Consider the following 23,382-nt stretch of genomic DNA (forward strand, 5'->3'; position numbering starts at 1 on the left):
GACGTTTCGTGGCGCGCCGCATCCATGGAAGCCCCGGCGCGGGTGAACAATCGTTCAAGTTTGAGCGAAAGCCTTAAGGCTTCGTTAAGTCCGAATCCGTCGTCGCACAGGATGTGTCAAATCGGCAAGATGGTCTTTTCCGGCCAGAGGCAGAGATCGGCGATGGGACAGACGGGGCAGTCGGGCTTGCGCGCCTTGCAGATGTAGCGCCCGTGCAAGATCAGCCAGTGGTGGGCGTGCTGAAGGAATTCGTCCGGCACGATCGCGAGCAAGCCCTTTTCCACCTCTTCGGGCGTCTTGCCCTTGGCGAGCGGTATGCGGTTGGAGACCCGGAACAGATGGGTGTCCACGGCGATGGTTTTTTCGCCGAAGGCGATGTTCAGCACGACGTTGGCGGTCTTGCGTCCAACTCCCGGCAGGCTTTGCAGCTCCTCCAGGGTTTTCGGCACCTGGCTGTCGAAGCGCGCGATCAACTGGCGCGACAGTTCGACAACGTTCTTCGCCTTGGCGCGGAACAGGCCGATGGTCTTGATCTTGTCCTGCACCGCCTCTTCGCCGAGGGCGACCATTTTTTCCGGCGTGTCGGCGACGGCGAACAGGTTTTTGGTCGCGCGGTTGACCCCGGCGTCGGTCGCCTGCGCCGACAGGACCACGGCCACCAGCAGCGTGAAGGAATTTGAAAAGTCCAGTTCGCCGCGGGGATGCGGATTGCGCGCCGCCAATCGCGAAAAAATCTCGCGGATTCGGGCGTCCCCGACGGATGCGCTTTCCGCGCGCGGTTTGGCGAGTCTGACCATGAGCCGAATTAGGCGATCGGGCGCAAGGGAACAAGCCACAGTTTTGCACAACATATCGGCGCCCTGGCCGGGAGACTTTGACTGAAAGCAATGTTGATCAAACCACGGCTTGATATTGGTGATGTCGTTTTGACCTTCGAAAGGGCGCCAGAGATTTCCATGCGTATGGAAGAGCGGGCGGAGGCCGCCCAGTGTTCGTTTCTCGCGGCCTGCCGGCCGGAAACGGCGGAGTATCTGCTACAGGGCGCATTCCTGCAGCGGTTTCCCGCCCACACGCAACTGACTCGCGAAGGCGAGCGGGCAGATTTCCTTTACGTTGTGCTGGGCGGGGCGGTCGAGCTCTACGCGAGCTGGCGCGACCGAGAGACCACGGTCGTGGTCCTGGGTCCCAATGACGGCGTGATCGACGCCTCCGTGGTCCTGGATCAACCCTATCCGCAATCCGCACGCACGCTGGAGGCGTCGCGCATCCTGATGGTGCCCTCGAAATCGGTGCGCCATGCGCTGGAGGAGGACGGGGGCTTCGCCGCCGCCTTCACGCGGGAGATCGCGCGCAGCTACAGCCAGATGGCCCAGGAGCTGAAGAACCAGAAACTGCGCACCAGCCTGGAGCGGCTCGCCAACTGGCTGGTTCAGCGCGACCGCGAGACCGGCGGCACTCGCCGGCTTGTCATCCCCTTCGAGAAGAAAATTCTGGCCGCGCGATTGGGCATGGCGCCGGAAGTGCTGTCGCGCTCCTTCGCGGCGCTCGCCAAATTCGGCGTGCGCGTCGACGGCGCCCAGGTGACCATCCGCGATCTGCCGGCGCTCGAAGATCTGGCCGGCGCGGAAAAGCGCCTGGAGGCGGCAAGCTAGGGCCGGGCGGCCAGCATGGCGCGCAATTCCTGCGGGTCATGCGCGTCTTCGGGGAGAAGATCGCCGGCGTCCGCAACCGACTCGGACTCGATAATGGATTCGGCCGGTTCATGCGGCGGGTCCCGGGGCGGCGCGGCGAAACCGGCGCCTGAGTCGTCGCCCGTGGACGAGCGGTGGCGCCGTCGCGCGGCCTCCTCGCCGACGATCAGGGCGGCGAATTCGCGGGAAACCTCCCCATGGGCCTCGTCCGACCGCGAGACGGCTGCTACGCGGGTGTGAGCATCAATGCGACTCAGCATGTCCATGGCGCGGCCCCCAAGGCTGGCCATGCCACATTGCGCCAAAAACCTTGCTCCGGCCTTGCGCCGCAAGCAAAAGCGTTTAGCGGTAATAGGTGGTCGGGTAGTTCCGCGAGGGATAATAGGTCGGCGCCTCCCAGACCGGCTGTTGGACCGGCGGCGGCGGGGGGATCACCACGGGAGGCGGGGAATAGGCCGGCGGAGAATAGCTCGGCGGCGAGTAGACCGGCGGAGAATAGCTCGGCGGCGAGTAGACCGGCGGAGAATAGCTCGGCGGGGAATAAGCCTGGGCCAAAACCGCCGCGGAGGGGTTTCGCGCGAAAACCGTTCCGGAAAATTGCGCGTCGGCCGCGCCCCACAGATATGCCATCAACCAACCGGATGACAGAAGCAGACCCAAGCGAAGCAACATGACGCGCTCCTTAGACCATGTCCAGTGGACTCGCGTCCGCCGAACCCGATCTATCTTTTTGTTCTACCGCGTTTTCTTCACGCGACGCGGCATCCGCTTCGCTTGAAAACGCACATTTTTCAACGCGTTTTCTTCACGCGAACGGGCTTCCACTTCGCTTGAAAACGCTTCCGAGGACTCGATTTTCCTTGCATCCGACCGTAACACTTGAGGCTGGAGCGAGGCCTGCAATGGAGAGACCGATGCGACGCATGCTAGCCAGTTGTTTCGCTTTTTTGATCGCGACGGCCGTCGCCGACGCGTCGCCGATCATGTGCGCCACGATCGCCCGAAAAGTCTCGGAGAAATTGCGCCTGCTGTCCGCCAAAGCCCCTCAGCCGGGCGGCCCCGGCCTTTCGATTCGAGCCGCCTTCGCCGGTTCCCCCGCAAAAATGGATTCCGGGACGCCCGCGACGGCCGAAATGCTCGCTGAATTTCCGCTGAGCGAGGCCGACCGCAAGCAATTGAGCAATTCCGTCGTGCGGATCGCCCGCGCCGGCGGCGACCAGGGGCTCGTTCTGATTGATGGCGTGTCCGGAACGGCGCAGTGCCACACCCCCCATCTGTTCAGTCTGGCCTCCGGCCAGAAGCACGCCCTGGAGGTTCCCGCGCCCAACGATCCCTTCGACCGCTGCGGCCATGCCGTCATGGCGCTGACCGAATTCGAGGGAAGCGCCTATTTCGTCGAAATGGACGACGGCGTCGACGAGACCGAGAATTTTAGGATCACCGGGCAAAATAACGACATGCTCGGCATGACCTGCTCGATCACGATTCGCTACAAGATGGATTACGTCCCCGCCGAGTCCTTTTGCGCCAAGCCGGACCTTTGCGCACTCGGGCCAAAAGCGGCCATCTGGGCGCGCGCATGGCGCACCGGCGGCGCCGAACTGCGCGACCCCGCCTTCGGCCCCGCGCCGACGCCGAAATTCGCCAACGACGATCGGACCCTTCCCCTGTTTGGCGGCGTTTCGAAAATCGCGCCGCAACCCCTTGGCTATGATGCTCAGGAGAATTTCTTCACCATCTCGGGAGAGCCGGAGGCCGATCTGCTTCGCATCGGCGCGGCCAAGCCCGGCCCCGCGAGCATGGCGGACTGGCAAACCTTTACCCTGGTCGGCCTCTACAAGGCCAATAGCCCGGTCGCCAGCTTCGTCATCGTCCGTCACAGAAGCAGTTTCGAGTCCGTGACCGTGAACAGGTGAAGCTCCGAGGCCATCACATTTGCGTTTGAGGGGAACTCCTGGCGGCTGACCGCATTTTGCTTTGGGGCGCCGGATTGCGCGCCAAACCGGAGGCGCCCATGCCCACCCTCATGCGAGGCCAGCCGCCGCGCTGGCTCTACGCGGATCGCATCAACCACGTTGAACTCGCCGACGTCCAACCCTGGTTCGAGAAGGGTTTCAAGGATTTGGCGGCGGCCCCCGTCGCCAGCATCGGCTACGGCCTGCTGTTCGCCGTCACCGGACTGGTGATCGCCAGCCTTGTGTGGGACACCGCCGCACTCTACCTTTTGGCGCCGCTGTCCTGCGGTTTTCTGCTGCTCGGCCCGGCCGTCACGGTCGGGTTCCAGGCCATCAGCCGCGACCTCGAACAGGGACGAAAACCCTCGCTGTTCCGCGCGCTCGACGCCTGGAGAACGGATGCGCCGGCGGTGCTCGGCCTGGCCGCTTTGCTGCTCGCGGTGTTTCTGGTTTGGATTCGAATGGCGATGCTGCTTTTCGCGCTTATGTTCCCGCCGACCGGCCCTAACCTTGGCAGCCTCTTGGCCGCGACTTTCAACACGAGCGGAGGGACGCAATTCCTGATCCTTTTCATTTTGCTGGGTGCGTTTTTTGCTGGCGTCGTGTTCATGGGCGGCGCCTTCGCCCTGCAACTCATGCTCGACAAGCAGGTCGGCCTCAGTGAAGCCGTTCTGACCAGCGTGGCCGCCGTCGCCGCCAATCCTGGTCCGATGGCGCTTTTGGCGGCCCTCCTCGCCGGCCTGACCTTCGCCGGCATGGCGTTCTTCTATGTCGGGCTCGCCGTGACCCTGCCGCTCGCCGGCCACGCCGCCTGGCACGCCTATCGCGCCGTGATCAAGCGGTAGGTTTTGCGCCATTTGCTGGCATAATCCGACGCCATTCCTCGGGACGCCGGAGCCGACATGTGTGGACGTTTCGCCATCACCTCACCGCCCGAGGCGGTGAGGGCCTTTTTTCGCTACGTTGAACAGCCCAATTTCCCGCCGCGCTACAATATCGCGCCGACGCAACCGATACCGCTGGTGATTTCGCGGGGCGAAAACCGCCATTTCATGCTGGCGCGCTGGGGTTTTCTGCCGGGCTTTGTCAAGGACGTCAAAAAATTCCCATTGCTGATCAACGCCCGGGCGGAAACGCTCGTCGAAAAGCCCAGCTTTCGCGCGGCGCTGCGGCGGCGGCGCTGCCTGATCCCCGCCGACGCCTGGTACGAGTGGCGCGCCAATCTCTCCGGCCCCAAAACCCCGTTCCTGCTGCGCCGCGCCGGGGGCGGCCTGCTGGCCTTCGCCGGACTCTGGGAGACTTTTCTGGATCCGTCCGGCGGCGAGATCGACACCGCCTGCATCATCACCACCTGCGCCAATGGCGCGACCTCAGCCCTCCACGACCGCATGCCAGTCCTCCTCGAGCCGGAAGATTTCGACGCATGGCTCAACCCCGACGAAACCGTCGCGCCGCCTTTGCGGCTGCTGCGGCCGGCGGCGGACGATCAAATCGCGTTTCACGCCATATCGCCCCGAATCAACCGCGCCAGCGCCGAGGGCGCGGACCTGCAAGCTGCCGTTTGACGCAGAAAATGCCGGCGATTCCCCGGTCGGAACCCATCGCCGCCCCCAGCCGTTACAGGGCCACGCCCCCCGGGCGGAAACCAGGGAAGGATCGACCATGGCGTCACCCCAGCAACACCCGATCGAACAGACTGCGATTTCCGGCTTCCGGACCTTGTTCGGCGGCGTGTCGAGCGTCAGCCGCAAGGCGCAGGCCATCGTCGGCGAATTCGCCAAATTGTCCGAGGCGCAGCTCGGCGCCGGGGCGAAAGCGGCCGAGCGCCTGCGCTACGCACAATCGCTTCAGGAGGTCACGACCATCCAGTCCGAACTGCTGAAGGAGTCCTACGAGGCCACCACCAACCATTACCGCAAGATCGCGGAACTCGCGATTTCGACGCCGCAGGAACTCGCGGAATCCGCGCGGGAATTCGCATCGACCATGGCCCAGGCCGGCCAGGAGGGCGCCGAGCGCGCCTCCGAAATGACGCACAGGATGGGCGAGAAGGCCGCCCAAGCCAACGACGAGACCGGCGATGCCGCGCAATCGGCGATGCGGGGCGGTGATCGCGGCTAGAGCCCGTTCACCGAACGGGCTCTAGTTTTTTGTTTCTACGCGTTTTTTTCACGCGAACCGGCATCCACTTCGCTCGAAAACGCTCTGAATCTGGCGTGGCGAGAAGAGTCGTCGGAGCGAGCCGACGGCCTTTTCGTCAAAGGCGCAAAAATCCTTCCCCCACGATCACGCTGGCGCCGCCAACGGCGACCTGGGTCAGCGTCCGCTCCTCGACGCGCATGGACACGGTAAGCAGGCTTGGGCGTTTCATCGCGAACCCTTGCTCGATTTGAAGCGTGTGGTCGCCATCCTCCGGATGTTCGAATTTCGCCGCGACAGCGGCGAAGGCCGCGGCGGCCGAGCCAGTGGCCGGGTCTTCGTGTGCGCCCAGGCCAGAGACGAACACGCGCGCCTGCACGTGATTGGCGACGTCCTCGGTTTCTCGTGTGTAAAGGCAGGCGGCCGGGCGCTCCATCGGCAGCGCGGCTGTCAGCGCCGCGAGATCGAGCTGCGCGCGGTTCAAGACCGCCCGACTGGCGACGGGAATGAAGGCGAAGGGCAGGCCGGCGCTGGCGATCACCGGCTGGTGGGCGTCAAAACCGATGTCATCCGCCAACAACCCGAGCGCGGCGGCGAGGCGGGAGACATCGAGCGTCTCCGCAAAAACCTCGGGCAGGCGCGGCACGACAAATTGCGCCCGCAGCGCCCCTTTTACGCGCGCGACCTCGCAGACGACCGGCCCGATTTCCTCTTCCAGAACCAGCCGGATCGGCGTCTGGCCCAGCATGTCGCGCGCCCGCTCGAAGGCGATGAGAACGGCGGCGCCGATGGTCGGATGGCCTGCGAATGGCAGCTCGACGGCGGGCGTAAAAATACGCAGACGCGCGGTGTTGACGGGATCGCGCGCCCTCAGGACGAAAACGGTTTCGGACAGGTTGAACTCGCGCGCGATGGCCTGCATCCGCGCGCTGTCCAGACCGTCGGCGTCGAGCACGACCGCCAGCGGGTTTCCCGCCAGCGGTCGCTCGGTGAAAACGTCAAGCCGGCGGTACGGAAGCTTCACGGGCTTTCGCGTCCTGCGCCGCAAGCGTGTTGTAGGCGCGCACGGAGGCCGGGATCATGCTCATGTAAAGCAGGCTGAGCACGATCAGCATCTGCATGGGGAAGAAGGCCAGCAGCACCAGGGCGGCCGCCGCCACGAACAGCACGAAGATGAATTCCTCGCGCGGCACCCGTCCCAGGCTTTTTCCCGAATAATGCGGGATGCGGCTCGCCATCAGCAGCGCCACGCCCAGCACATAAACCGCCTCCAGCACGATCAGGCCGGTGGAGACCGTCAGATTGAAGACCAGATGCAGATAGAGCGGCAGCAGCACGACGATGGCGCCGGCTGGCGCCGGCATGCCCGTGAAAAACTTGGCCATCCATTGGGGCCGGTCGGGATCGTCGATCATGACGTTGAAACGGGCGAGGCGCAACGCGGCGGCGATGGCGAAAAACAGCACGGCGACCCAGCCGAGCGTCCCCAGTTCATGCAGAGACCAGAAATAGAGGACCAAGCCCGGCGCCACGCCGAAATCGATGAAATCGGCAAGCGAATCCAGCTCCGCGCCGAAGCGGCTCGAGCCTTTGAGCGCGCGCGCGATGCGGCCGTCGATGCCGTCGAGCACGGCGGCGACGACGATGGCGAGCACCGCGCTTTCAAAATGCTTGTCGGCGGCAAGCTTGATCGCGGTCAGGCCGGCGCACAGGGCGAGCAGCGTGACCACATTGGGCACGACGAAACGCAGCGGCAGCCCGCGCAGGCCGCGCAACTGGATCCGGGCGCGCGCGGGATGTGTCTGTTCGTCCATTTCACCCGACCTTGTAGGGGCGTTCCTCGGCATTCGGGCTGTAATCAGCCAGAACCGTCTCGCCGGCGATGCATTTGGAGCCGAGGCCGACCGACAGGCGCGCGCCCTGCGGCATGTAGACGTCGACGCGCGAGCCGAAGCGAATCAGGCCAAAACGTTCGCCGACGCCCAGGCTCTGGCCCTCATGGACAAAGCTGAGGATGCGGCGGGCGATCAGGCCGGCGATCTGCACCACGCCGAACGTGCCCTGCGGCGCGTCGATCAGCATGCCGTTGCGCTCGTTGTCCTCGCTGGCCTTGTCGAGGTCGGCGTTAAGAAAGGCGCCGGGCTTGTAGGCGATGCGCGTGATGCGGCCGGTGACCGGCGCGCGGTTCACATGGCAGTCGAACACGCTCATGAACACGCTGACGCGCTGCATCGGCTCGGGCCCGAGGCCGAGTTCCGGCGGCGGCGCGAACTGACCGATCGAGCAGACATAGCCGTCGGCCGGCGACACCACCAGGCCGTCGCGCACTGGCGTGACGCGGCGCGGATCGCGGAAGAAATAGGCGCACCACACGGTGGCGATCCCGCCGATCCAGCCGAGCGGCGACCAGATGTAGTGAAGCACGACAGCCGCAATGGCGAACAGGATGATGAAATTGCGGCCTTCCGGATGGATGGGCGCAACCTGCTTGCGGATCGACTCGATCATGGACATGGAGGAATCCTCATAAGAAAGTCCGGCGCTGTTTTGGCGCCAAATCGCGGCAAAGTCACGTGCGGGTCTCAGTAATGCGGCGGCGGCCGATCGGGCGCCGCGCGCTCGCTGACGGTTTGCAGTTCATCGCGCAGGCGCAGGACCTCGCGGGTCAGCCCGTCGATGCGCGCCCATTGGCCGGCGACGAGGTCGCTCAGTTCCTGAATGGCGCGCTCCTGATGCGCATAGAGGGATTCGAGAGCCTCGAGTCGCGCCTCGTCCGGCGGCATTTGGTTTCCTTCACTTGCGGCCGAACAGCTTTTCGATGTCCGAGAGTTTTAATTCGACATAGGTCGGGCGGCCATGGTTGCACTGGCCGGCGCCCGGCGTGCGCTCCATGTCGCGCAACAGGGCGTTCATTTCCTCCGGCGTGAGCCGGCGGCCGGCGCGCACCGAATGATGGCATGCCATGGTCGCCAGCACATGGTCGAGCTTTTTTTCCAGCGGCGCGGCGGCGCCCTCTTCGGCGAGCGAGCATGCGAGGTCGCGAATCAGGGCGTCCAGCGCGCCGATCTTGAGCTCCGCCGGGGTTTCGTGCACAGCAACCGCGCCAGGACCAAAGGGCTCGATCGCCAATCCGAGCGAGGCGAGCAGCGGCTCGGCTTCGACGAGGCGCGCGGCGTCGCCGGAGTCGAGATCGACGATGTGGGGAGAGAGAAGCGCTTGTCGGGCCACGCCGGCTTCCGCGCGCTGTTTTTTCAGTTTTTCGTAGACGAGGCGCTCGTGGGCGGCGTGCTGGTCGACCAGCACCAGCCCGTCGCGGGTCTGGGCGACGATATAGGTTTCATGAATCTGCGCCCGCGCCGCGCCGAGCGGGGCTTCCACGCTTTCCTCAGGCGCCGGCGCGAGATGCGGCCTCGTATCGGCGGCGGGCGACGATTCCTCGAAGCCGAAGATAGGCGCCTGCTGCATCGGCTGGGCCGGGGCGGCGGGCGAGGCGCGCCAGTCCCAATTCTGCGGCGCGGCGCTGCGCGTTTGTGCGAACTGATCGAGCGCACGTGGCGAAAGCGAGGGCGTCGCCCGGTGCAGCGCGGAAGCCAGCGCCTCCTTCAGCGCGCCGATGACAAAACCGCGCACAAGGCCGGAGTCGGCGAAGCGCACCTCCGCCTTGGCCGGGTGGACATTGACATCCACCTGCCGGGGCGGGCAGTCGAGGAACAGCGCGAGCGTCGGATGCCGGTCGGCGCCGAGAAAATCCATATAGGCGGCGCGGATGGCGCCGGCAAAAAGCTTGTCGCGCACGGGACGGCCATTGACGAACACATATTGCGCCGCAGCATTGGCGCGGTGCCAGGTCGGCAGCCCGGCAAAACCCCAGAGACGGAGATGCTCCCTGACGGCGTCGACCTGAAGCGCGTTTTCGCGGAACTCGCGTCCCAAAACCTGGGTGAGACGGGTCAAGAGGCCATCAAAGCCGTCCGGGCAGGCCTGATAGTCGAATCCGGCGAGACCGTCGCCGCCGAGCGAAAAACGCACGCCGTGATTGGCCATGGCGAGGCGCTTGACGACATCGGCCACCGCCTGCGCCTCGGCGCGGGCGCTCTTCAAAAATTTGAGACGCGCCGGGGTGGCGGCGAAGAGGTCGCGCACGTCCACGCGCGCGCCGGGCGGCAAGGCGGCGGGCCTGACCTCGCCGACCGCGCCGAACTCGACCTCAATGCGCGCGCCCTGTGGCGCATTTTTTTGGCGGGTCTGGATCTCCAGCCGCGCCACCGAGCCGATGGAGGGCAGCGCCTCGCCGCGAAAACCGAGGGTGGCGATATTGGTGAGATCGCCATCGGGAATTTTCGAAGTCGCGTGCCGCTCGACGCAGAGCCGCAGGTCCGCCTCGTCCATGCCGGCGCCGTCGTCCACGACGCGGATCAGGCTCTGGCCGCCGTTCTCGATGGTGACATCGATGCGCGAAGCCCCGGCGTCCAGGGCGTTCTCGACGAGCTCCTTCACGGCGGCGGCCGGCCGCTCCACCACCTCGCCGGCGGCGATGCGGTCCGCGAGAATGGAGTCGAGACGGCGGATGGTCATGTGATCGCAGCCGCGGGGGAAATTTTTGAGTCTTCGATCACGCGAACATTCCGGAAGAGCGACGCCTTATGTCGTCATGGCCGGGCTTGTCCCGGCCATCCACGCGGCGCCGTAATGCGAGCTGCCGCCGAACTTCGCTTGCTGCCTGGCGTGGATGCCCGGGACGAGTCCGGGCATGACGTCGTGGTTTGCGCAAAATCAGCTCGCGCTGACCCCATCCGGCCGCCCGACCACCGCAACCAAAAACCGTCCGTCGCCCAACAGCCGCTTGGCCACGCGCCGCGTGTCCTCCAACGTCACCGCCTCGATCTCGGCGTTGCGCCGGTCGAGATAATCCGGCCCAAAACCCTCCTGCTGCAATTGCAGCAGGTGGCCGGCGATCTTGGTCGAGGTGTCGAAGCGCAGCGCGTAGGAGCCCACCAGATATTTCTTCGCCTTTTCCAGCTCTTTTTCGGTCGGGCCTTCCGAAGCCATGCGCTCCGCCTCCTCGGCGATGACGGCGAGGGATTCGGCGGCGCGCGCGTTCTTGGTCGAAGTGGCGCCGATCAGGCCTGACGACGCTTTCGGCGTCGACAGCATGGAATAGACGGAATAGGTCAGCCCGCGCTTTTCGCGCACCTCCTGCCACAGCCGCGAGGTGAAGGAGCCGCCGCCCCAGATGTGGTTGAGCACCGTCGCGGCCATGTAGTCGGGATCGTGGCGGGTCAGCCCCGGACGACCGAAACGGATGTTGGCCTGGGGCACGTCGAGATCGACCAGCACGCGCCGGCCGAGCCCCGATATCTCAGCCCGCGGCACGGGCGTTTTCTTCGCGCGCGGCGGGAGACCCGCGAACAGGGCGTCGAGCTTCACCGAAAGCGTGGCTGCATCGATCGCGCCGACAACAGCCACCTTCAGCACGTCGCGCGCCAAGAGGTTCTTGTGCTGCGCCACGAGGTCGTCGCGTCCGACCGCGTCCACCTCGCCGATTTCGCCGCGCGGCGAGCGCGCATAGGGATGATTCGGCCAGGCGGCGCGCCGCCACGCCTGCGCCGCCATGGAATCGGGGTCCTTGGACTCGCGCTTCAACACGGCGTTGATCTGGCCGCGCACGCGCTCCAGCGGGTCGGCGTCAAAGCGCGGCGCGTTCAGCGCCACCGTCGCCAATTCAAAGGCCTTGTCGAGATTGCGCGTCAGCGTCTGCAAATGGCCGGTGAATTCGTCGCGATCGGCCGAAAAATGCAGGCGGATCGCGTGATCGTCGAGCGCGCGCTGAAAGGCTTCCGAATCGAGGTCGCCAGCGCCCTCGTCGAGCATGCCGGCGAGAATGGAGGCGACGCCGGACTTGCCCTGCGGGTCCTGCGCCGCGCCGCCCTCGAAGGAAAAGTCCATCGCGACCAGAGGAACCGCATAGTCCTCGACGAGCCAGGCCGAAATGCCGCCGGGCGTGACGATTTTCTGGACGCGCGCGGCGCGCGAAATTTTGGCGGGGGCGTTCATTGCGGCGATCCTCAAGCGGCTTGTTCGTCTTTGAGCAGATAGCCGGTCACGGCCCGCTTGCGGTCCAGCCACTTGGTCGCGGCGGCGACATCCTCCCGCGTCACCGCCTCGACGCGGCGGCTCCACCCCAAAACGTTCTCCACCGTGCCGCCAATGGCCAGCGAGGCGCCGAACCAGCGGGCGAGCGCCATCTGGCTGTCCTGCGCATAGATGCAATCGGCGATCAGCCGCGTGACCGACCGGTTCAAATCCTCGGAGGAAATGCCGTCGCGGAAAAATTCGGCGAGCACGTCATCAATGCCCGCCTCAAGCGTCTCCAGCGACACATCATCGGCGGGAACGGCGTAGACGTAGAAACGGCTGTCGTCGAGCGCGGAGGCGTAATAATAGGCGCCCGCCGACACCGCGAGCTTCCGCTCCAAAACGAGCCGGCGATAGATCAGGCTGGTCGGCCCGCCGCCAAGATAATGCGACAGAACTTCAAGCGCCTCGGCCTCGCCGGGCCCGGCGGTCTGCTGCGACGGCGCGAGATAGATGCGCTCAAGGCTCGGCTGCTCCACCTTTTCGTCGGCGAGCTTAACGGTCCGCTCGGCGCGCGGCTCGGGCTCGCGCGGCCGATCGCGGCGCGGCGGTTTTCCACGCGCGGGAATCTTGCCATAAGTCACGCGCGCCAGCTTTTCCACTTCCTCCGGCTCGACGTCGCCTGACACGACGAGAATGGCGTTCTCGGGGGTGTAGAACCGGCGATAATAGTCGAGCGCGTCGTGTCGGTCCAAAGTCTCGATCTCGTGGCCCCAGCCAATGATCGGCACGCCATAGGCGTGATGGGTGAACAGGGCGGCGTTGAGGGCTTCGTCGAGTTGCGCGCTGGGATCGGCCTCCGTGCGCATGCGCCGCTCTTCCATCACCACGTCGCGCTCGGGCAGCACCACCTCGTCCGACAGGGTGAGGTTGGTCATGCGGTCGGCTTCATATTCCATCATCACGCCGAGATGCTCGCGGGCGATGCGCTGGAAGTAAGCCGTGAAATCGTAGGAGGTGAAGGCGTTTTCCTGGCCGCCGAGTTCGGCGACGAGATGGGAGAATTCGCCGGGACCGTGCTTGTGGGTGCCCTTGAACATCAAATGTTCGAGGAAATGGGCGATGCCGCTCTTGCCCCGGGGATCGTCGGCCGAACCGTTGCGATACCAGACCATGTGCGTGACCACGGGCGCGCGATGGTCCGGGATCACCACAACGTCCAGGCCGTTGTCGAGCTTGAAATGATTGACGATCGGCCCGGCGTGCGTCCCGTCTGCGCCCCCTTGGCCTTCCGCTGGCGCTTCATGGGGGCAAGGAGGCATGGGCGGGCTGACGATCACGGGCGAAATCCTGGGATAAGCGAAAAGGGCGTTCCGCCAATATAGGCGGCGAAAGCCGGAGCGACAGCCCCGGCTTGCAAAATTGTTGCCTCGCTCGCGTTCCGCGCGGAAAGCATCAGAACCAGTTGAAGAAACCTTTTTTACCTTCGTCCTGGTCGGTGAAGCCGGAAACCTTGCCGTCGGCGCCCTGCACCTTTTCCGTATAGCCCGCCGGCGGGCGCGTCAGCGTCTCGGCGTTGGCGGGGCGTTGCACGCGGCGCTCCTCCGCCGGGCGCGGATCCGGCAGCGCGTCGCGATTCTGCGGAACGGCGAGTTTGGGCCGCTCGGAATAGTCGGGCGTGGTCTCGTCGCCGCCCCCCAGCGCGCGGTCAAGCCAGCCGGGCGGCGAGGGCGCGGCGGCCGGAGGCGGGGTCAACGCGGCGGGAGCCGGGGCGGGTGCAGCCGTGGACGTCGACGCCGGCTTGGCCTCCTTCGGCTTGCGATCGGGTTTGGCGGGCGCGGGCGCGGTCACATTGACGGGCGGCAAATTGGCGGCGGGCTTCTCTTCCTTGTCGCCAAACCCCAGCGCCCCCGCGGCGCGGTCGAACAAGGACGGCTCCCCGGCAGGGGCGGGCGCCTGCGCCATAAAACTGCGCGGATCCGGTTGGCGCCCCGGTTCGAGCGCGCTGGAATTGAACATGCGGTTGAGCAGGAATTTTTTCGGCATGCCGTTCGGGAGGGTTTCTTCCTCCGGCTCGACGGGCGCCGCCGCCTTGCCGCCCTGCCCGGCCTGACCGCCGGATGAGCCGGGTTCCGCGGTCGCGGCGGCCGGGTTCGTGAAACGGTTGATGAGGGATTGCCGGGGCATTTGCTGGCCGAAAGCGCTTTGCGGCTCCGGCGGCTGCTCCTGAACAACGGGCGCGGGTTCGGGCGCCGGCTGGACCGTGGCTGCCTCGACCGGCTTCGCCGGCTTGTGCTTGGCCACAGGCTTTTTCTTGACGACCGGCTTGGCCGCAGCCTCGACGGCGGGAGCGGCGCCAGCGCCGTCAAACAGCGAGTCTCCCGCCCGCGCAGGCGCGGCCAGCAACGCGGCCGCGCAAAGCGGCGCGGCCATCAGGGCGATTCTGTTGCTTCTGGCCATTCGGCTATCCTCAAAACTCCTGCGCCTATACTGCTGCTTCTTGGCGAATTCGCGGCAGGCAAGGTCAAGACGCAACCGGCGCCTTTGTCGTCAGCGACTCATATATCAGCAGCACGGCGCCGGCAAATATCGCGACATCGGCGAAATTGAAGACGTAATTCGCGAGCGGCCCCGCCCAGAACGGCGTGTGGAAATAGAGGAAGTCAGCGACGGCGCCATGGGTCAGCCGATCCAGCGCATTGCCGAGCGCGCCGCCGATCAGGCAGCCAAAGGCGGCGACGGAAAGCCCGCTTTTCGCGCGCCACAGCAGCACGCCCAGCACCAGTGACGCCACCAGCGCGAGCGCGACCAGCGCATAGCGGCCAAGATCGGAGTCGGAATGCAGCATCGTATAGGCGACGCCGCGATTCCAGCTCATGGTCAGGGCGAGGAACGGGGTCAGCTCGATGCGCGGGGCGTCCGACGTGTCGAGCAGGCCGATCGCCCAGGATTTCGACGCCTGGTCGGCGGCAAGAACCGCCGCCGCCAGGGCAAAGCCGGCAACGCGGCGTTTCACGCGAAGACGCCCGCCGCGCGCAGCTCGCGCAGAGCCTGGGCGTCGCGCGGGGTCACGTCGGGAAAATCGGGATCGGCGCCGACCAGAGGCGAAATCCGCCAGGACCGCGCGCACTTGCGCCCGACCGCGCGCCGGCTGACCACGCCGACGCCGGGCGTTTCGGGAAGGGTGAACGCGCCCTCCGGAGCCGCCCCGGCGATCACCTCGATGTTGGAGGTGATGCAAACATCGGCGAAGTCCACGCCCTCCAGCGCCGCGCGCAAGGCTTCCTCGTCGATATAGACCTGCGGATCGGCTTCGAGCGAGGCGCCGATGGTCTTGTTGGCGCGCTCGATCTCCAGCGCCCCGGTGACCACGGCGCGGATGCGGCGCACCGCCCGCCATTTAGCGGCCAGCGCCTCGTCCCGGCCGGCCTCAAGCCCCTTCGGGAACTCCGCGAGATGGACCGAGCCGTCGGCGGGTCGGAAGGCAAGCCACGCCTCTTCCGCCGTAAAGCACAGGATCGGCGCGAGCCATTTGAGCAGCGCATCACACAGAATATCGATGGTGGTCAGCGCCGCTTTTCGCGTGAGGCTCGACGGCGGGTCGCAATAAAGCCCGTCCTTGCGGATGTCGAAATAGAAGGCGGAGAGGTCGCCGGTCATGAAGGCGGTCAGCGTCGCCATCACCTTCTTGTAGTCGAAAGCGGCATAGGCCTCGCGGACCTGCGCGTCCACTTCTGCAAGCCGGTGCAGCATGTAGCGCTCGAGCTCCGGCATTTTTTCACGCGCCACGGCCTGGCTCGCGTCGAAATGGGCGAGCGCGCCCAGCATCCACCTGATGGTGTTGCGCAGTTTTCTGTACGTTTCGGAGAAGGTGGAAAGGATTTCCTTGCCGATGCGCAGGTCGTCGGAATAGTCCGAAGCCGCCACCCAAAGCCGCAAAATGTCGGCGCCCGCGTCCTTGATCACCGTCTGCGGGGCGACGACATTGCCCAGCGACTTCGACATCTTGCGGCCCTTCTCGTCCAGCACGAAACCGTGGGTCAGGACGGAATCATAGGGCGCGCGGCCGCGTGTGCCGCAGCTTTCGAGCAGGCTGGAGTGGAACCAGCCGCGATGCTGGTCGGAGCCTTCGAGATACATGACCTCGTCCGGCCCGCCGTCATGGCGCCGCTTGATCCCCGCCAAGGTCGGAAAATGTTTGGCGTCTTCCAGCGTGAAGGCGTGGGTCGAGCCGGAGTCAAACCAGACATCGAGGACGTCATCGATTTTTTCGTAGTCGGCGGGATCGCATTCCGGTTGCAGAAAACGTTCCGCCGCGCCGTCCTTGTACCACGCGTCGGCGCCCTCTTCGGCAAAAGCCGCGACGATGCGAGCGTTGACCTTCTCGTCGACCAGAATGTCGTGGCCGCCCTTCTTCACGAACACGGCAATCGGCACGCCCCAGGCGCGCTGGCGCGACACCACCCAATCCGGACGATTGGCGATCATGCCGGTGATACGGTTCTCGCCGGCAGCGGGAATCCATTTTGTGCGAGAAATTTCCTGCAAGGCGATGTCGCGCAAGGTGGCGCCGTTCGACGCCGCCGCCTCTCCACCGTCATTGCGAGCGGAGCGAAGCAATCCAGAGCCCCCGGGCAATTTGAACGGCTTGTCCATCGCAATGAACCATTGCGGCGTGTTGCGGAAGATGACCGGCTTTTTGGACCGCCAGCTGTGCGGATAAGAGTGCTTCAGCCGTCCGCGCGCCAGCAGCGCGCCGGCCGCGATCAGGGCGTCCATGACGCGGGCGTTGGCGTCGCCCTTGTTCCCCTTGTCATCAATGACGCGCGCGCCCTCAAAACCCGGAACTTCGTCGGTGTAAAACCCGTCGGCGTCCACGGTGTAGGGGATGCGGCTGTCGATCCCGCGCTCATGCAGCAGGCGGCTCGACGCCATCCAGATATCAAAATCTTCGCGGCCATGGCCCGGCGCGGTGTGGACAAAACCGGCGCCGGCGTCGTCGGTGACATGGTCGCCGTCGAGCAGGGGGACGCCGAACGTGTAGCCCAAATCCTTGAGCGGATGGTCACAGGTGAGTCCGCCGAGTTCGCTGGCGGGAACTTCGCGGATTTTCTCGAATGTTTCGACCTTGGCGGCCTTGAAAACTTCTTCGGCGAGTTTTTCCGCAAGGATGAATTCGTCGCCCGCCTTGGCCCAATTGCCGTCCGGCGCCGCGATCACGCGATAAAGCCCGTAGGCGATCTTGTGCGAATAGGAGATGGCGCGGTTGCCGGGAAGCGTCCAGGGCGTGGTGGTCCAGATCACGACACGCGCCGACGACCCGCGCACCGGGAAGGCGACAAACACCCAGTCCGAGGTGTGGTCCTCGTATTCCACTTCCGCTTCGGCGAGCGCGGTCTTTTCGACCACCGACCACATCACCGGCTTGGAGCCGCGATAGAGCAGGCCGTTGGCCGCGAACTTTAAAATTTCGGCGGCGATGATGCTCTCGGCGGCGTAATCCATGGTGGCGTAACGCCCGTCCCACTCGCCGGCGACGCCGAGCCGCTTGAACTCCTCACGCTGCACGTTCAGCCAGTTTTGCGCGAAGGCGCGGCACTCCTGGCGGAATTCCACCACCGGCACTTCGTCCTTGTTGCGGCCCTTCGCCCGATATTGCTCCTCGATCTTCCATTCGATCGGCAGGCCATGGCAATCCCAGCCCGGAACATAGTTCGCGTCCTTGCCGCTCATGCGCTGCGAGCGCACGACGATGTCTTTCAGAATCTTGTTGAGCGCGTGCCCGATGTGGATGTTGCCATTCGCGTAGGGCGGGCCGTCATGCAGCACGAATTTCGGCTTTTCGGCCCCAGCCTCGCGCAGTTTGGCGGTGAGGCTGGTCTGCTCCCAATGCGCCAGCAACTCCGGCTCCTTTTTAGGCAAGCCGGCGCGCATGGGAAAATCGGTTTTGGGCAGATAGAGCGTGGCGGAATAGTCGGGGCCGGTCTTTTCGGTCATTTGAGCGTCTCGCGGCGAGAAAATTATCGGTCAGGCAAATCCCCGGCGCGCGCGAAAGACTTAAGTCAGGCGCGGACCGGGCCGATAATTCGCCGATTGTGCAGGACAGGGAAGGACATGGCGGCCTTGTAACGAAAAAAGCCGCCGCTGGTAAGAGCGGCGGCCGAATTTTGTCAAGCTGAATGAGCTCAGTGCGCCATGGCCTTCACAACGCTCTCGACCACCTTTTTCGCGTCGCCGAACAGCATCATGGTGTTGTCCTTGAAGAACAGTTCGTTCTCCACGCCGGCATAGCCCGAGGACATGCCGCGCTTGATGAACATCACCGTCTTGGCCTTTTCGACGTCGAGGATCGGCATGCCATAGATCGGCGAGGCCTTGTCGGTCTTGGCGGCGGGATTGGTCACGTCGTTGGCGCCGATGACAAAAGCCACGTCCGCCTGCGCGAACTCGGAATTGATGTCCTCCAATTCGAACACTTCGTCATAGGGAACGTTGGCTTCCGCCAGCAGCACGTTCATGTGGCCGGGCATGCGGCCCGCCACAGGATGGATGGCGTATTTGACCTCGACGCCCTCTTCCTTGAGCATGTCCGCCATTTCGCGCAGCGCGTGCTGCGCCTGGGCCACCGCCATGCCATAGCCCGGCACGATGATGACTTTTGACGAGTTCTGCAGGATGTAAGCCGCGTCGTCGGCCGAGCCTTGCTTGACCGGGCGGGTTTCCGTCACGCCGCTGGCCGCCACCGCATCCTCGCCGCCGAAGCCGCCGAGGATCACCGAGATGAAGCTGCGGTTCATGCCCTTGCACATGATGTAGGACAGAATGGCGCCGGAGGAGCCGACGAGAGCGCCGGTGATGATCAACGCCATGTTGCCCAGCGTAAAGCCGATGCCGGCCGCCGCCCAACCCGAATAGGAGTTGAGCATGGAGACGACGACAGGCATGTCCGCGCCGCCGATCGGGATGATCAGCAGCACGCCCAGCGCCAGCGAGATCAGCACGATCAGCCAGAACAAAGTGACGCTGCCGGTCGTGAAGAACAGCAGGATGGACGCGGCCAGCGCTATGCCCAAGCCGACGTTGATGGTGTGGCGTTGCGGCAGCATGATCGGCTTGCCGGCCATGCGGCCGTCAAGCTTCAAGAACGCGATCACCGAGCCCGTAAACGTGATGGCGCCGATGGCCGCGCCGAGCGACATTTCGATCAGGCTGGCGGCGTGAATGTCGCCGGGAATGCCGATGCCGAACGCGTCGGGCGCGAACAAGGCCGAGGCCGCCACCAGCACGGCCGCGAGACCGACCAGCGAGTGGAAGAAGGCGACGAGCTGCGGCATCTTGGTCATTTCGACCCGCTTGGCCAGCGCGGCGCCGAAGGCGCCGCCAATGCCGATGCCCAGCACCAACAGGACAAAGCTGCCAAAGCTCGACGGCGGGCGCAGGGCCAGCGTCGTGACAATGGCGATGCCCATGCCGATCATGCCAAAGCGGTTGCCTTGCTGCGACGTCGTCGGATGCGACAGGCCGCGCAGGGCGAGAATGAACAGCACGCCGGAAACGAGATAAAGAAGGGCTGCGAGATTGGCCATCTGAGATCAGCCCTTCTTCTTGTACATGGCCAGCATGCGCTGGGTGACGAGGAAGCCGCCGAATATGTTCACGGAGGCGAGGATCAGCGCGACAAAACCGAAGCCGCGCGCCCAGCCGGAGCCGGATTCCGGGGTGTCCACGAGTTCGACGCCGACCGCGAGCAGCGCGCCGACCACGATCACCGAGGAAATGGCGTTGGTCACCGACATCAGCGGCGTGTGCAGCGCCGGGGTCACCGACCACACCACGTAATAGCCGACGAACACGGCGAGAACGAAAATGGCGAGGCGGAAGATGAAGGGGTCGATGGCGCCGCCGCTGACGGCATGCGCGGTCGCGGCCATCTGGTCGGCATAGCTTTGGGCGGCGTCGGCGGCGCTGCGCAGCGCCTGGGCGGCGGATTGCGCGCGGTCCACTGCGGCTTGGGGGTCACTGGCCATGAAGGCTTCTCCAGAAAAAAGGGGCGATTAGCCCTGGAAATTCGGATGGATGACGGCGCCGCCCTTGGTGAGCAGGGTCGCCTTGATCAATTCGTCTTCCTCGTTGACGACAATGGATTTGCTCTCCTTGTCGATCATGGTTTCGAGGAAGGTGAGCAGATTTTTCGCATAGAGGGCGGACGCCGTCGCCGCGAGATGGCTGGCGAGGTTCAGCGAGCCGATGACTTTGACGCCGTTGGGGCTGACAAAAATTTCGCCGGGCTTGGTCAGCTCGCAATTGCCGCCGCGCTCCGCCGCGATGTCGACGATCACCGAGCCGGGGCGCATGGAGGCGACCATGGCGGAGGACACCAGTTTCGGCGCAGGGCGGCCGGGGATCAGCGCGGTCGTGATGACAATGTCCTGCTTGGCGATGTGCGAGGCGACCAGTTCGGCCTGCTTCGCTTGATATTCCTTGGACATTTCCTTGGCGTAGCCGCCCGCCGTCTGCGCCTGCTTGAACTCCTCGTCCTCGACGGCCAGGAATTTGCCGCCGAGCGACTCCACCTGCTCCTTGGTGGCCGGACGCACGTCGGTCGCCGTCACCACCGCGCCGAGGCGCTTGGCGGTCGCAATGGCCTGCAAGCCGGCGACGCCGACGCCCATCACGAAAATCTTGGCGGCGGGCACGGTGCCGGCGGCGGTCATCATCATCGGCAGCACGCGATGAAATTCGTCGGCGCCCTCGATCACCGCGCGATAGCCGGCGAGATTGGCCTGCGACGACAACACGTCCATCGATTGCGCGCGGGTGATGCGCGGCATCAGCTCCATGGCGAAGGCGCGCACGCCGGCTCCGGCCAGAGCCTTGATCAGCCGCTCCTGGCCATAGGGGTCCATCACCGCCAGCACCACCGCGTCGGCATTGACGCCGGACAGGGTCTGCGGCTCCGGACGGCGCACGGCGAGCACGACATCCGCCTTGGCGACGGTCGCCTGGGCGTTGGGCGCGATGGTCGCGCCGGCTTTTTCGAAATCGGCGTCGGTGATGCCGGCGCCCGCGCCGGCGCCCTTCTGCACCACCACCTCCGCCCCGAGGGCGATATATTTCTTGACTGTGTCGGGGGTCGCCGCGACGCGCGCCTCACGGTCGCGGGTTTCGGCGGGAACGGCAATACGCATGAATAACTCCGATTGGGCCCGCTGGACTGCGGGTCTGGACAATTCCGCCCGCTGCCGGGCAGGGACGGTGGGGTTAGTGCGTGTGAGTGGCGTCGGAATGGAAATGGACGAGCGCCGTCGTCTTCCGATCCGTGGGATCGATAGACTTGGGTTGCGCCGTCATTGTCCTCTCCTCTCGCAAGACTTTTATGTCGCGGGCGCCTTTCCGGCGCGTTCTCCCGAAGGCCGCGACTTGACGCCACTGCCATAAGGTCTCGGAAATTGATATAGAACTTTTTGTAATTGGCAAAGGCGCGGATGCGCCCGCAGCGCCCCACTTTGGACTTACGAAGGCGCGTCGGAAGGGGTCCAGCCGACCTGCGCCAGCAGGTCCCGCTGTCGCGCCGAGACGGATTCGACCGAGAAATCCGCGAGCGCCTCCTCGAACAGAAGATGAAAATTCACCCGCGCGCGAAGATGCAGGAAGGCGCCGCTCAAGCCCAGGGCGGCGCGATGCATGAAGACGAATTCGCGCGGCAGGCGCACTGGGCCAAATTGCCGCAGGCGCGCGCGCACCTCCCGCGCCTCGGCGCGGCCATAGCCGCCGACCGGCCCCTCGTCGGCGACGGCGCGCTCGCGATCCTCCAGCAGCGGGCCAAGCAGGAAACGCGCCCAAACCGTCAGCGCGTCGATCAAGTCCGCGTTGAGATTTTGGAACCCCCACCCCTCGTAAGCGTCCGCTATGGCGTCACGGTCGCCGGCGCGAAGGCCGCGATAGAGCTGAATGACCGCGCCGACCACGCCGGGTGGGAACACCCGGATGCAGCCGTAATCAAGCAGGTTGATGCCGGCGCCACCCCCGAAAACCGTATAGTTGCCGAGGTGGGGATCGCCGTGGATGACGCCGAAGCGCGCATAAGGCAGCCACCACGCCATGAAAATCGCCTTCGCCACGGCGTTGCGCTGCGCCAAATCGGCCTTGTCCTTGAAGCTCAGCAGCCTTTCGCCGTCGAGCCAGCCCAGGGTCAGCAGCCGCCCGGTGGAGAGTTCGTCATGGACAGCGGGAACGCGAATGTCGTCGCACCCGGCGAACATCACGCTGTAAAGCTTGGCGTTGCTCGCCTCGCGGCGATAGTCCAGCTCCTCGCGCAGCCGCGCCGCCAGTTCGACAAAGGCGTCGCTGGCGTCGACCGAGCCGTTCATCCGCCGTTGCAGGCCGAGGGCGAAATCGAGCTGGGAGAGGTCCGCCTCCACCGTCGAGGCCATGTCGGGGTATTGCAATTTGCAGGCGACGTCCACGCCGTCGAGCGTGGTGGCGCGATGAACCTGCCCCAGGGAAGCGGCAAATGTCGGCTTCATCTCGAATTTTTCGAACCGTTTGCGCCAATCCGGACCGAGTTCGGTCGCCATGCGCCGGGAGACAAAAGCAGCCCCCATCGGCGGCGCCTCGCTCTGCAACTCGGCGAGCGCCTCGGCGTAGTCGTCGGGCAAAATTTCGGGGATGGTCGCCAAAAATTGCGCCGCCTTCATCAGCGGCCCCTTGAGCCCGCCGAGCGCCACCGCGAGTTTCCGCGGATCGGACTCGCGTCCCAACAGACGCCCCGACAGCATGCGGGCGGCGAGTCCCCCGGCCTGCGCGCCGACGGCGGCGTAGCGGGCGGCGCGGGCGCCAAAACGGTTGGCTTCGTCGTCGGTCATGGATTTCCGTGAAGGGCGAGCACTGGCTCCTTCTCCCCGCGTGCGGGGAGAAGGCGGGGGATGAGGGGCTGGGGCGCTGGCCTCGATGTCGTCAGGAAAGCTGAGCCGAGGCCTTCACCGGCCATATGTTCCCGTCAGTGTCGCCTTGCCCAGCGCGTTGGCGTTGACCATGAACCCCGTCAGCGACGCCGTCGCGTTGGGCGGCAGATCGAGCTTGGCCACCTTGAGGGCATAAATCGTGAAATTATAATGGTGCGGCTTGTCGCCCTTGGGCGGACAGGGGCCGCCATAGCCGGGCGCGCCGAAATCGGTCGCAATTTCCTTCGCGCCAGCGGGAACGGCCGCGCCCTGCTTCAGCGAAGACACATCGGCGGGAATGTCGGTGACGACCCAGTGCCAGAAACCGGCGCCGCCCGTCGGCGCATCGGGGTCATGGACGAGCAAGGCAAAACTCTTCGTCCCCTCCGGCGCCCCGCTCCACTCCAGCGCGGGCGAGACATTGCCGCCCTCGCAACCAAACCCCTTGAACACGAATTTGTCCGCGATGGTCGCGCCGGGCGCAATATCCGAGCTTTTCAACTCGAGAGCGGCGGCGCTCCCCACGCCCGCGAGCAACAGGACGCCAGCGAAAATCCCGGTTTTCAAAGCCATTGCCGT

At 65.3% G+C, this 23,382-nt stretch carries 23 protein-coding genes; 5 read left to right on the forward strand and 18 right to left on the reverse strand.

What is annotated here, in order from left to right:
- Positions 1-116: 116 nt before the first annotated feature.
- Positions 117-797, reverse strand: coding sequence for an endonuclease III (gene nth / locus GJ654_RS03825; RefSeq protein ID WP_246664572.1), 681 nt, complete (start codon positions 795-797; stop codon positions 117-119).
- Positions 798-956: 159 nt separating this feature from the next.
- On the opposite strand from nth, the gene GJ654_RS03830 reads away from it, so the two are divergent.
- Entirely contained in the window at positions 957-1,652 is a 696-nt protein-coding gene (locus GJ654_RS03830; RefSeq protein WP_196305427.1) for a cyclic nucleotide-binding domain-containing protein, read from the forward strand.
- Here GJ654_RS03830 and GJ654_RS03835 read toward each other — a convergent pair.
- A complete protein-coding gene (locus tag GJ654_RS03835) occupies positions 1,649-1,957 on the reverse strand; it encodes a hypothetical protein (RefSeq protein WP_155444777.1) in 309 nt (102 codons plus the stop codon). The genes GJ654_RS03830 and GJ654_RS03835 overlap by 4 nt on opposite strands.
- A 76-nt stretch (positions 1,958-2,033) precedes the next feature.
- Positions 2,034-2,363, reverse strand: coding sequence for a hypothetical protein (locus tag GJ654_RS03840; RefSeq protein WP_155444778.1), 330 nt, complete (start codon positions 2,361-2,363; stop codon positions 2,034-2,036).
- Between the two features lie 242 nt (positions 2,364-2,605).
- Between GJ654_RS03840 and GJ654_RS03845 the strand changes: the two genes are divergently transcribed.
- The 4 genes from GJ654_RS03845 to GJ654_RS03860 all read left to right on the forward strand — a co-directional run bounded on the left by GJ654_RS03845 (position 2,606) and on the right by GJ654_RS03860 (position 5,767).
- Positions 2,606-3,607 carry a hypothetical protein gene (locus GJ654_RS03845; RefSeq protein ID WP_155444779.1) on the forward strand — a complete coding sequence of 334 codons (1,002 nt, stop codon included), beginning with the start codon at positions 2,606-2,608 and terminating at the stop codon, positions 3,605-3,607.
- 98 nt (positions 3,608-3,705) lie between these two features.
- Complete coding sequence (locus GJ654_RS03850) at positions 3,706-4,491, forward strand: DUF2189 domain-containing protein (protein WP_155444780.1); 786 nt, start codon at positions 3,706-3,708, stop codon at positions 4,489-4,491.
- A 57-nt stretch (positions 4,492-4,548) separates the two neighbouring features.
- Positions 4,549-5,211 (forward strand): SOS response-associated peptidase, encoded by a 663-nt coding sequence (locus GJ654_RS03855; RefSeq protein ID WP_155444781.1) that lies wholly within the window; start codon positions 4,549-4,551, stop codon positions 5,209-5,211.
- A 97-nt stretch (positions 5,212-5,308) separates the two neighbouring features.
- Complete coding sequence (locus GJ654_RS03860) at positions 5,309-5,767, forward strand: phasin family protein (protein ID WP_155444782.1); 459 nt, start codon at positions 5,309-5,311, stop codon at positions 5,765-5,767.
- 136 nt (positions 5,768-5,903) lie between these two features.
- Here GJ654_RS03860 and GJ654_RS03865 read toward each other — a convergent pair whose 3' ends face one another.
- The 15 genes from GJ654_RS03865 to GJ654_RS03935 form a co-directional block, all read right to left on the reverse strand.
- Positions 5,904-6,809: a PhzF family phenazine biosynthesis protein gene (locus tag GJ654_RS03865; protein ID WP_264586103.1), complete on the reverse strand. Its 906-nt coding sequence runs from the start codon at positions 6,807-6,809 to the stop codon at positions 5,904-5,906.
- A complete protein-coding gene (locus tag GJ654_RS03870) occupies positions 6,784-7,599 on the reverse strand; it encodes a CDP-alcohol phosphatidyltransferase family protein (RefSeq protein WP_155444784.1) in 816 nt (271 codons plus the stop codon). Before GJ654_RS03870 ends, GJ654_RS03865 begins: the two co-directional genes overlap by 26 nt.
- Before the next feature lies 1 nt (position 7,600).
- Positions 7,601-8,299: a phosphatidylserine decarboxylase gene (locus tag GJ654_RS03875; RefSeq protein WP_155444785.1), complete on the reverse strand. Its 699-nt coding sequence runs from the start codon at positions 8,297-8,299 to the stop codon at positions 7,601-7,603.
- A 68-nt stretch (positions 8,300-8,367) separates the two neighbouring features.
- Complete coding sequence (locus tag GJ654_RS03880) at positions 8,368-8,568, reverse strand: SlyX family protein (protein ID WP_155444786.1); 201 nt, start codon at positions 8,566-8,568, stop codon at positions 8,368-8,370.
- A gap of 10 nt (positions 8,569-8,578) precedes the next feature.
- Positions 8,579-10,360, reverse strand: a complete 1,782-nt coding sequence (gene mutL, locus GJ654_RS03885; RefSeq protein ID WP_155444787.1) for a DNA mismatch repair endonuclease MutL — start codon at positions 10,358-10,360, stop codon at positions 8,579-8,581.
- Positions 10,361-10,558: 198 nt separating this feature from the next.
- On the reverse strand, positions 10,559-11,839 hold the full coding sequence (locus GJ654_RS03890) for a M16 family metallopeptidase (RefSeq protein ID WP_155444788.1): 1,281 nt from the start codon (positions 11,837-11,839) through the stop codon (positions 10,559-10,561).
- A gap of 11 nt (positions 11,840-11,850) precedes the next feature.
- Complete coding sequence (locus tag GJ654_RS03895; RefSeq protein WP_155444880.1) at positions 11,851-13,182, reverse strand: M16 family metallopeptidase; 1,332 nt, start codon at positions 13,180-13,182, stop codon at positions 11,851-11,853.
- Between the two features lie 133 nt (positions 13,183-13,315).
- Entirely contained in the window at positions 13,316-14,320 is a 1,005-nt protein-coding gene (locus GJ654_RS03900) for a hypothetical protein (protein WP_155444789.1), read from the reverse strand.
- A 64-nt stretch (positions 14,321-14,384) separates the two neighbouring features.
- Positions 14,385-14,876, reverse strand: coding sequence for a signal peptidase II (lspA, locus tag GJ654_RS03905; protein WP_264586105.1), 492 nt, complete (start codon positions 14,874-14,876; stop codon positions 14,385-14,387).
- Positions 14,873-17,857: an isoleucine--tRNA ligase gene (ileS, locus tag GJ654_RS03910; protein ID WP_155444790.1), complete on the reverse strand. Its 2,985-nt coding sequence runs from the start codon at positions 17,855-17,857 to the stop codon at positions 14,873-14,875. The genes lspA and ileS overlap by 4 nt, the downstream gene beginning before the upstream one ends.
- Positions 17,858-18,045: 188 nt before the next feature.
- On the reverse strand, positions 18,046-19,446 hold the full coding sequence (locus GJ654_RS03915; RefSeq protein ID WP_155444791.1) for an NAD(P)(+) transhydrogenase (Re/Si-specific) subunit beta: 1,401 nt from the start codon (positions 19,444-19,446) through the stop codon (positions 18,046-18,048).
- Between the two features lie 6 nt (positions 19,447-19,452).
- Entirely contained in the window at positions 19,453-19,887 is a 435-nt protein-coding gene (locus GJ654_RS03920) for a proton-translocating transhydrogenase family protein (protein WP_155444792.1), read from the reverse strand.
- A 27-nt stretch (positions 19,888-19,914) separates the two neighbouring features.
- Entirely contained in the window at positions 19,915-21,048 is a 1,134-nt protein-coding gene (locus GJ654_RS03925; RefSeq protein ID WP_155444793.1) for a Re/Si-specific NAD(P)(+) transhydrogenase subunit alpha, read from the reverse strand.
- A 324-nt stretch (positions 21,049-21,372) separates the two neighbouring features.
- A complete protein-coding gene (locus tag GJ654_RS03930) occupies positions 21,373-22,725 on the reverse strand; it encodes an ABC1 kinase family protein (RefSeq protein WP_155444794.1) in 1,353 nt (450 codons plus the stop codon).
- A gap of 114 nt (positions 22,726-22,839) precedes the next feature.
- Positions 22,840-23,376: a YbhB/YbcL family Raf kinase inhibitor-like protein gene (locus GJ654_RS03935; RefSeq protein WP_155444795.1), complete on the reverse strand. Its 537-nt coding sequence runs from the start codon at positions 23,374-23,376 to the stop codon at positions 22,840-22,842.
- Positions 23,377-23,382 lie beyond the last annotated feature (6 nt).

This window comes from Rhodoblastus acidophilus, assembly GCF_009720655.1.
Classification (GTDB): Bacteria; Pseudomonadota; Alphaproteobacteria; order Rhizobiales; family Beijerinckiaceae; genus Rhodoblastus; species Rhodoblastus acidophilus_A.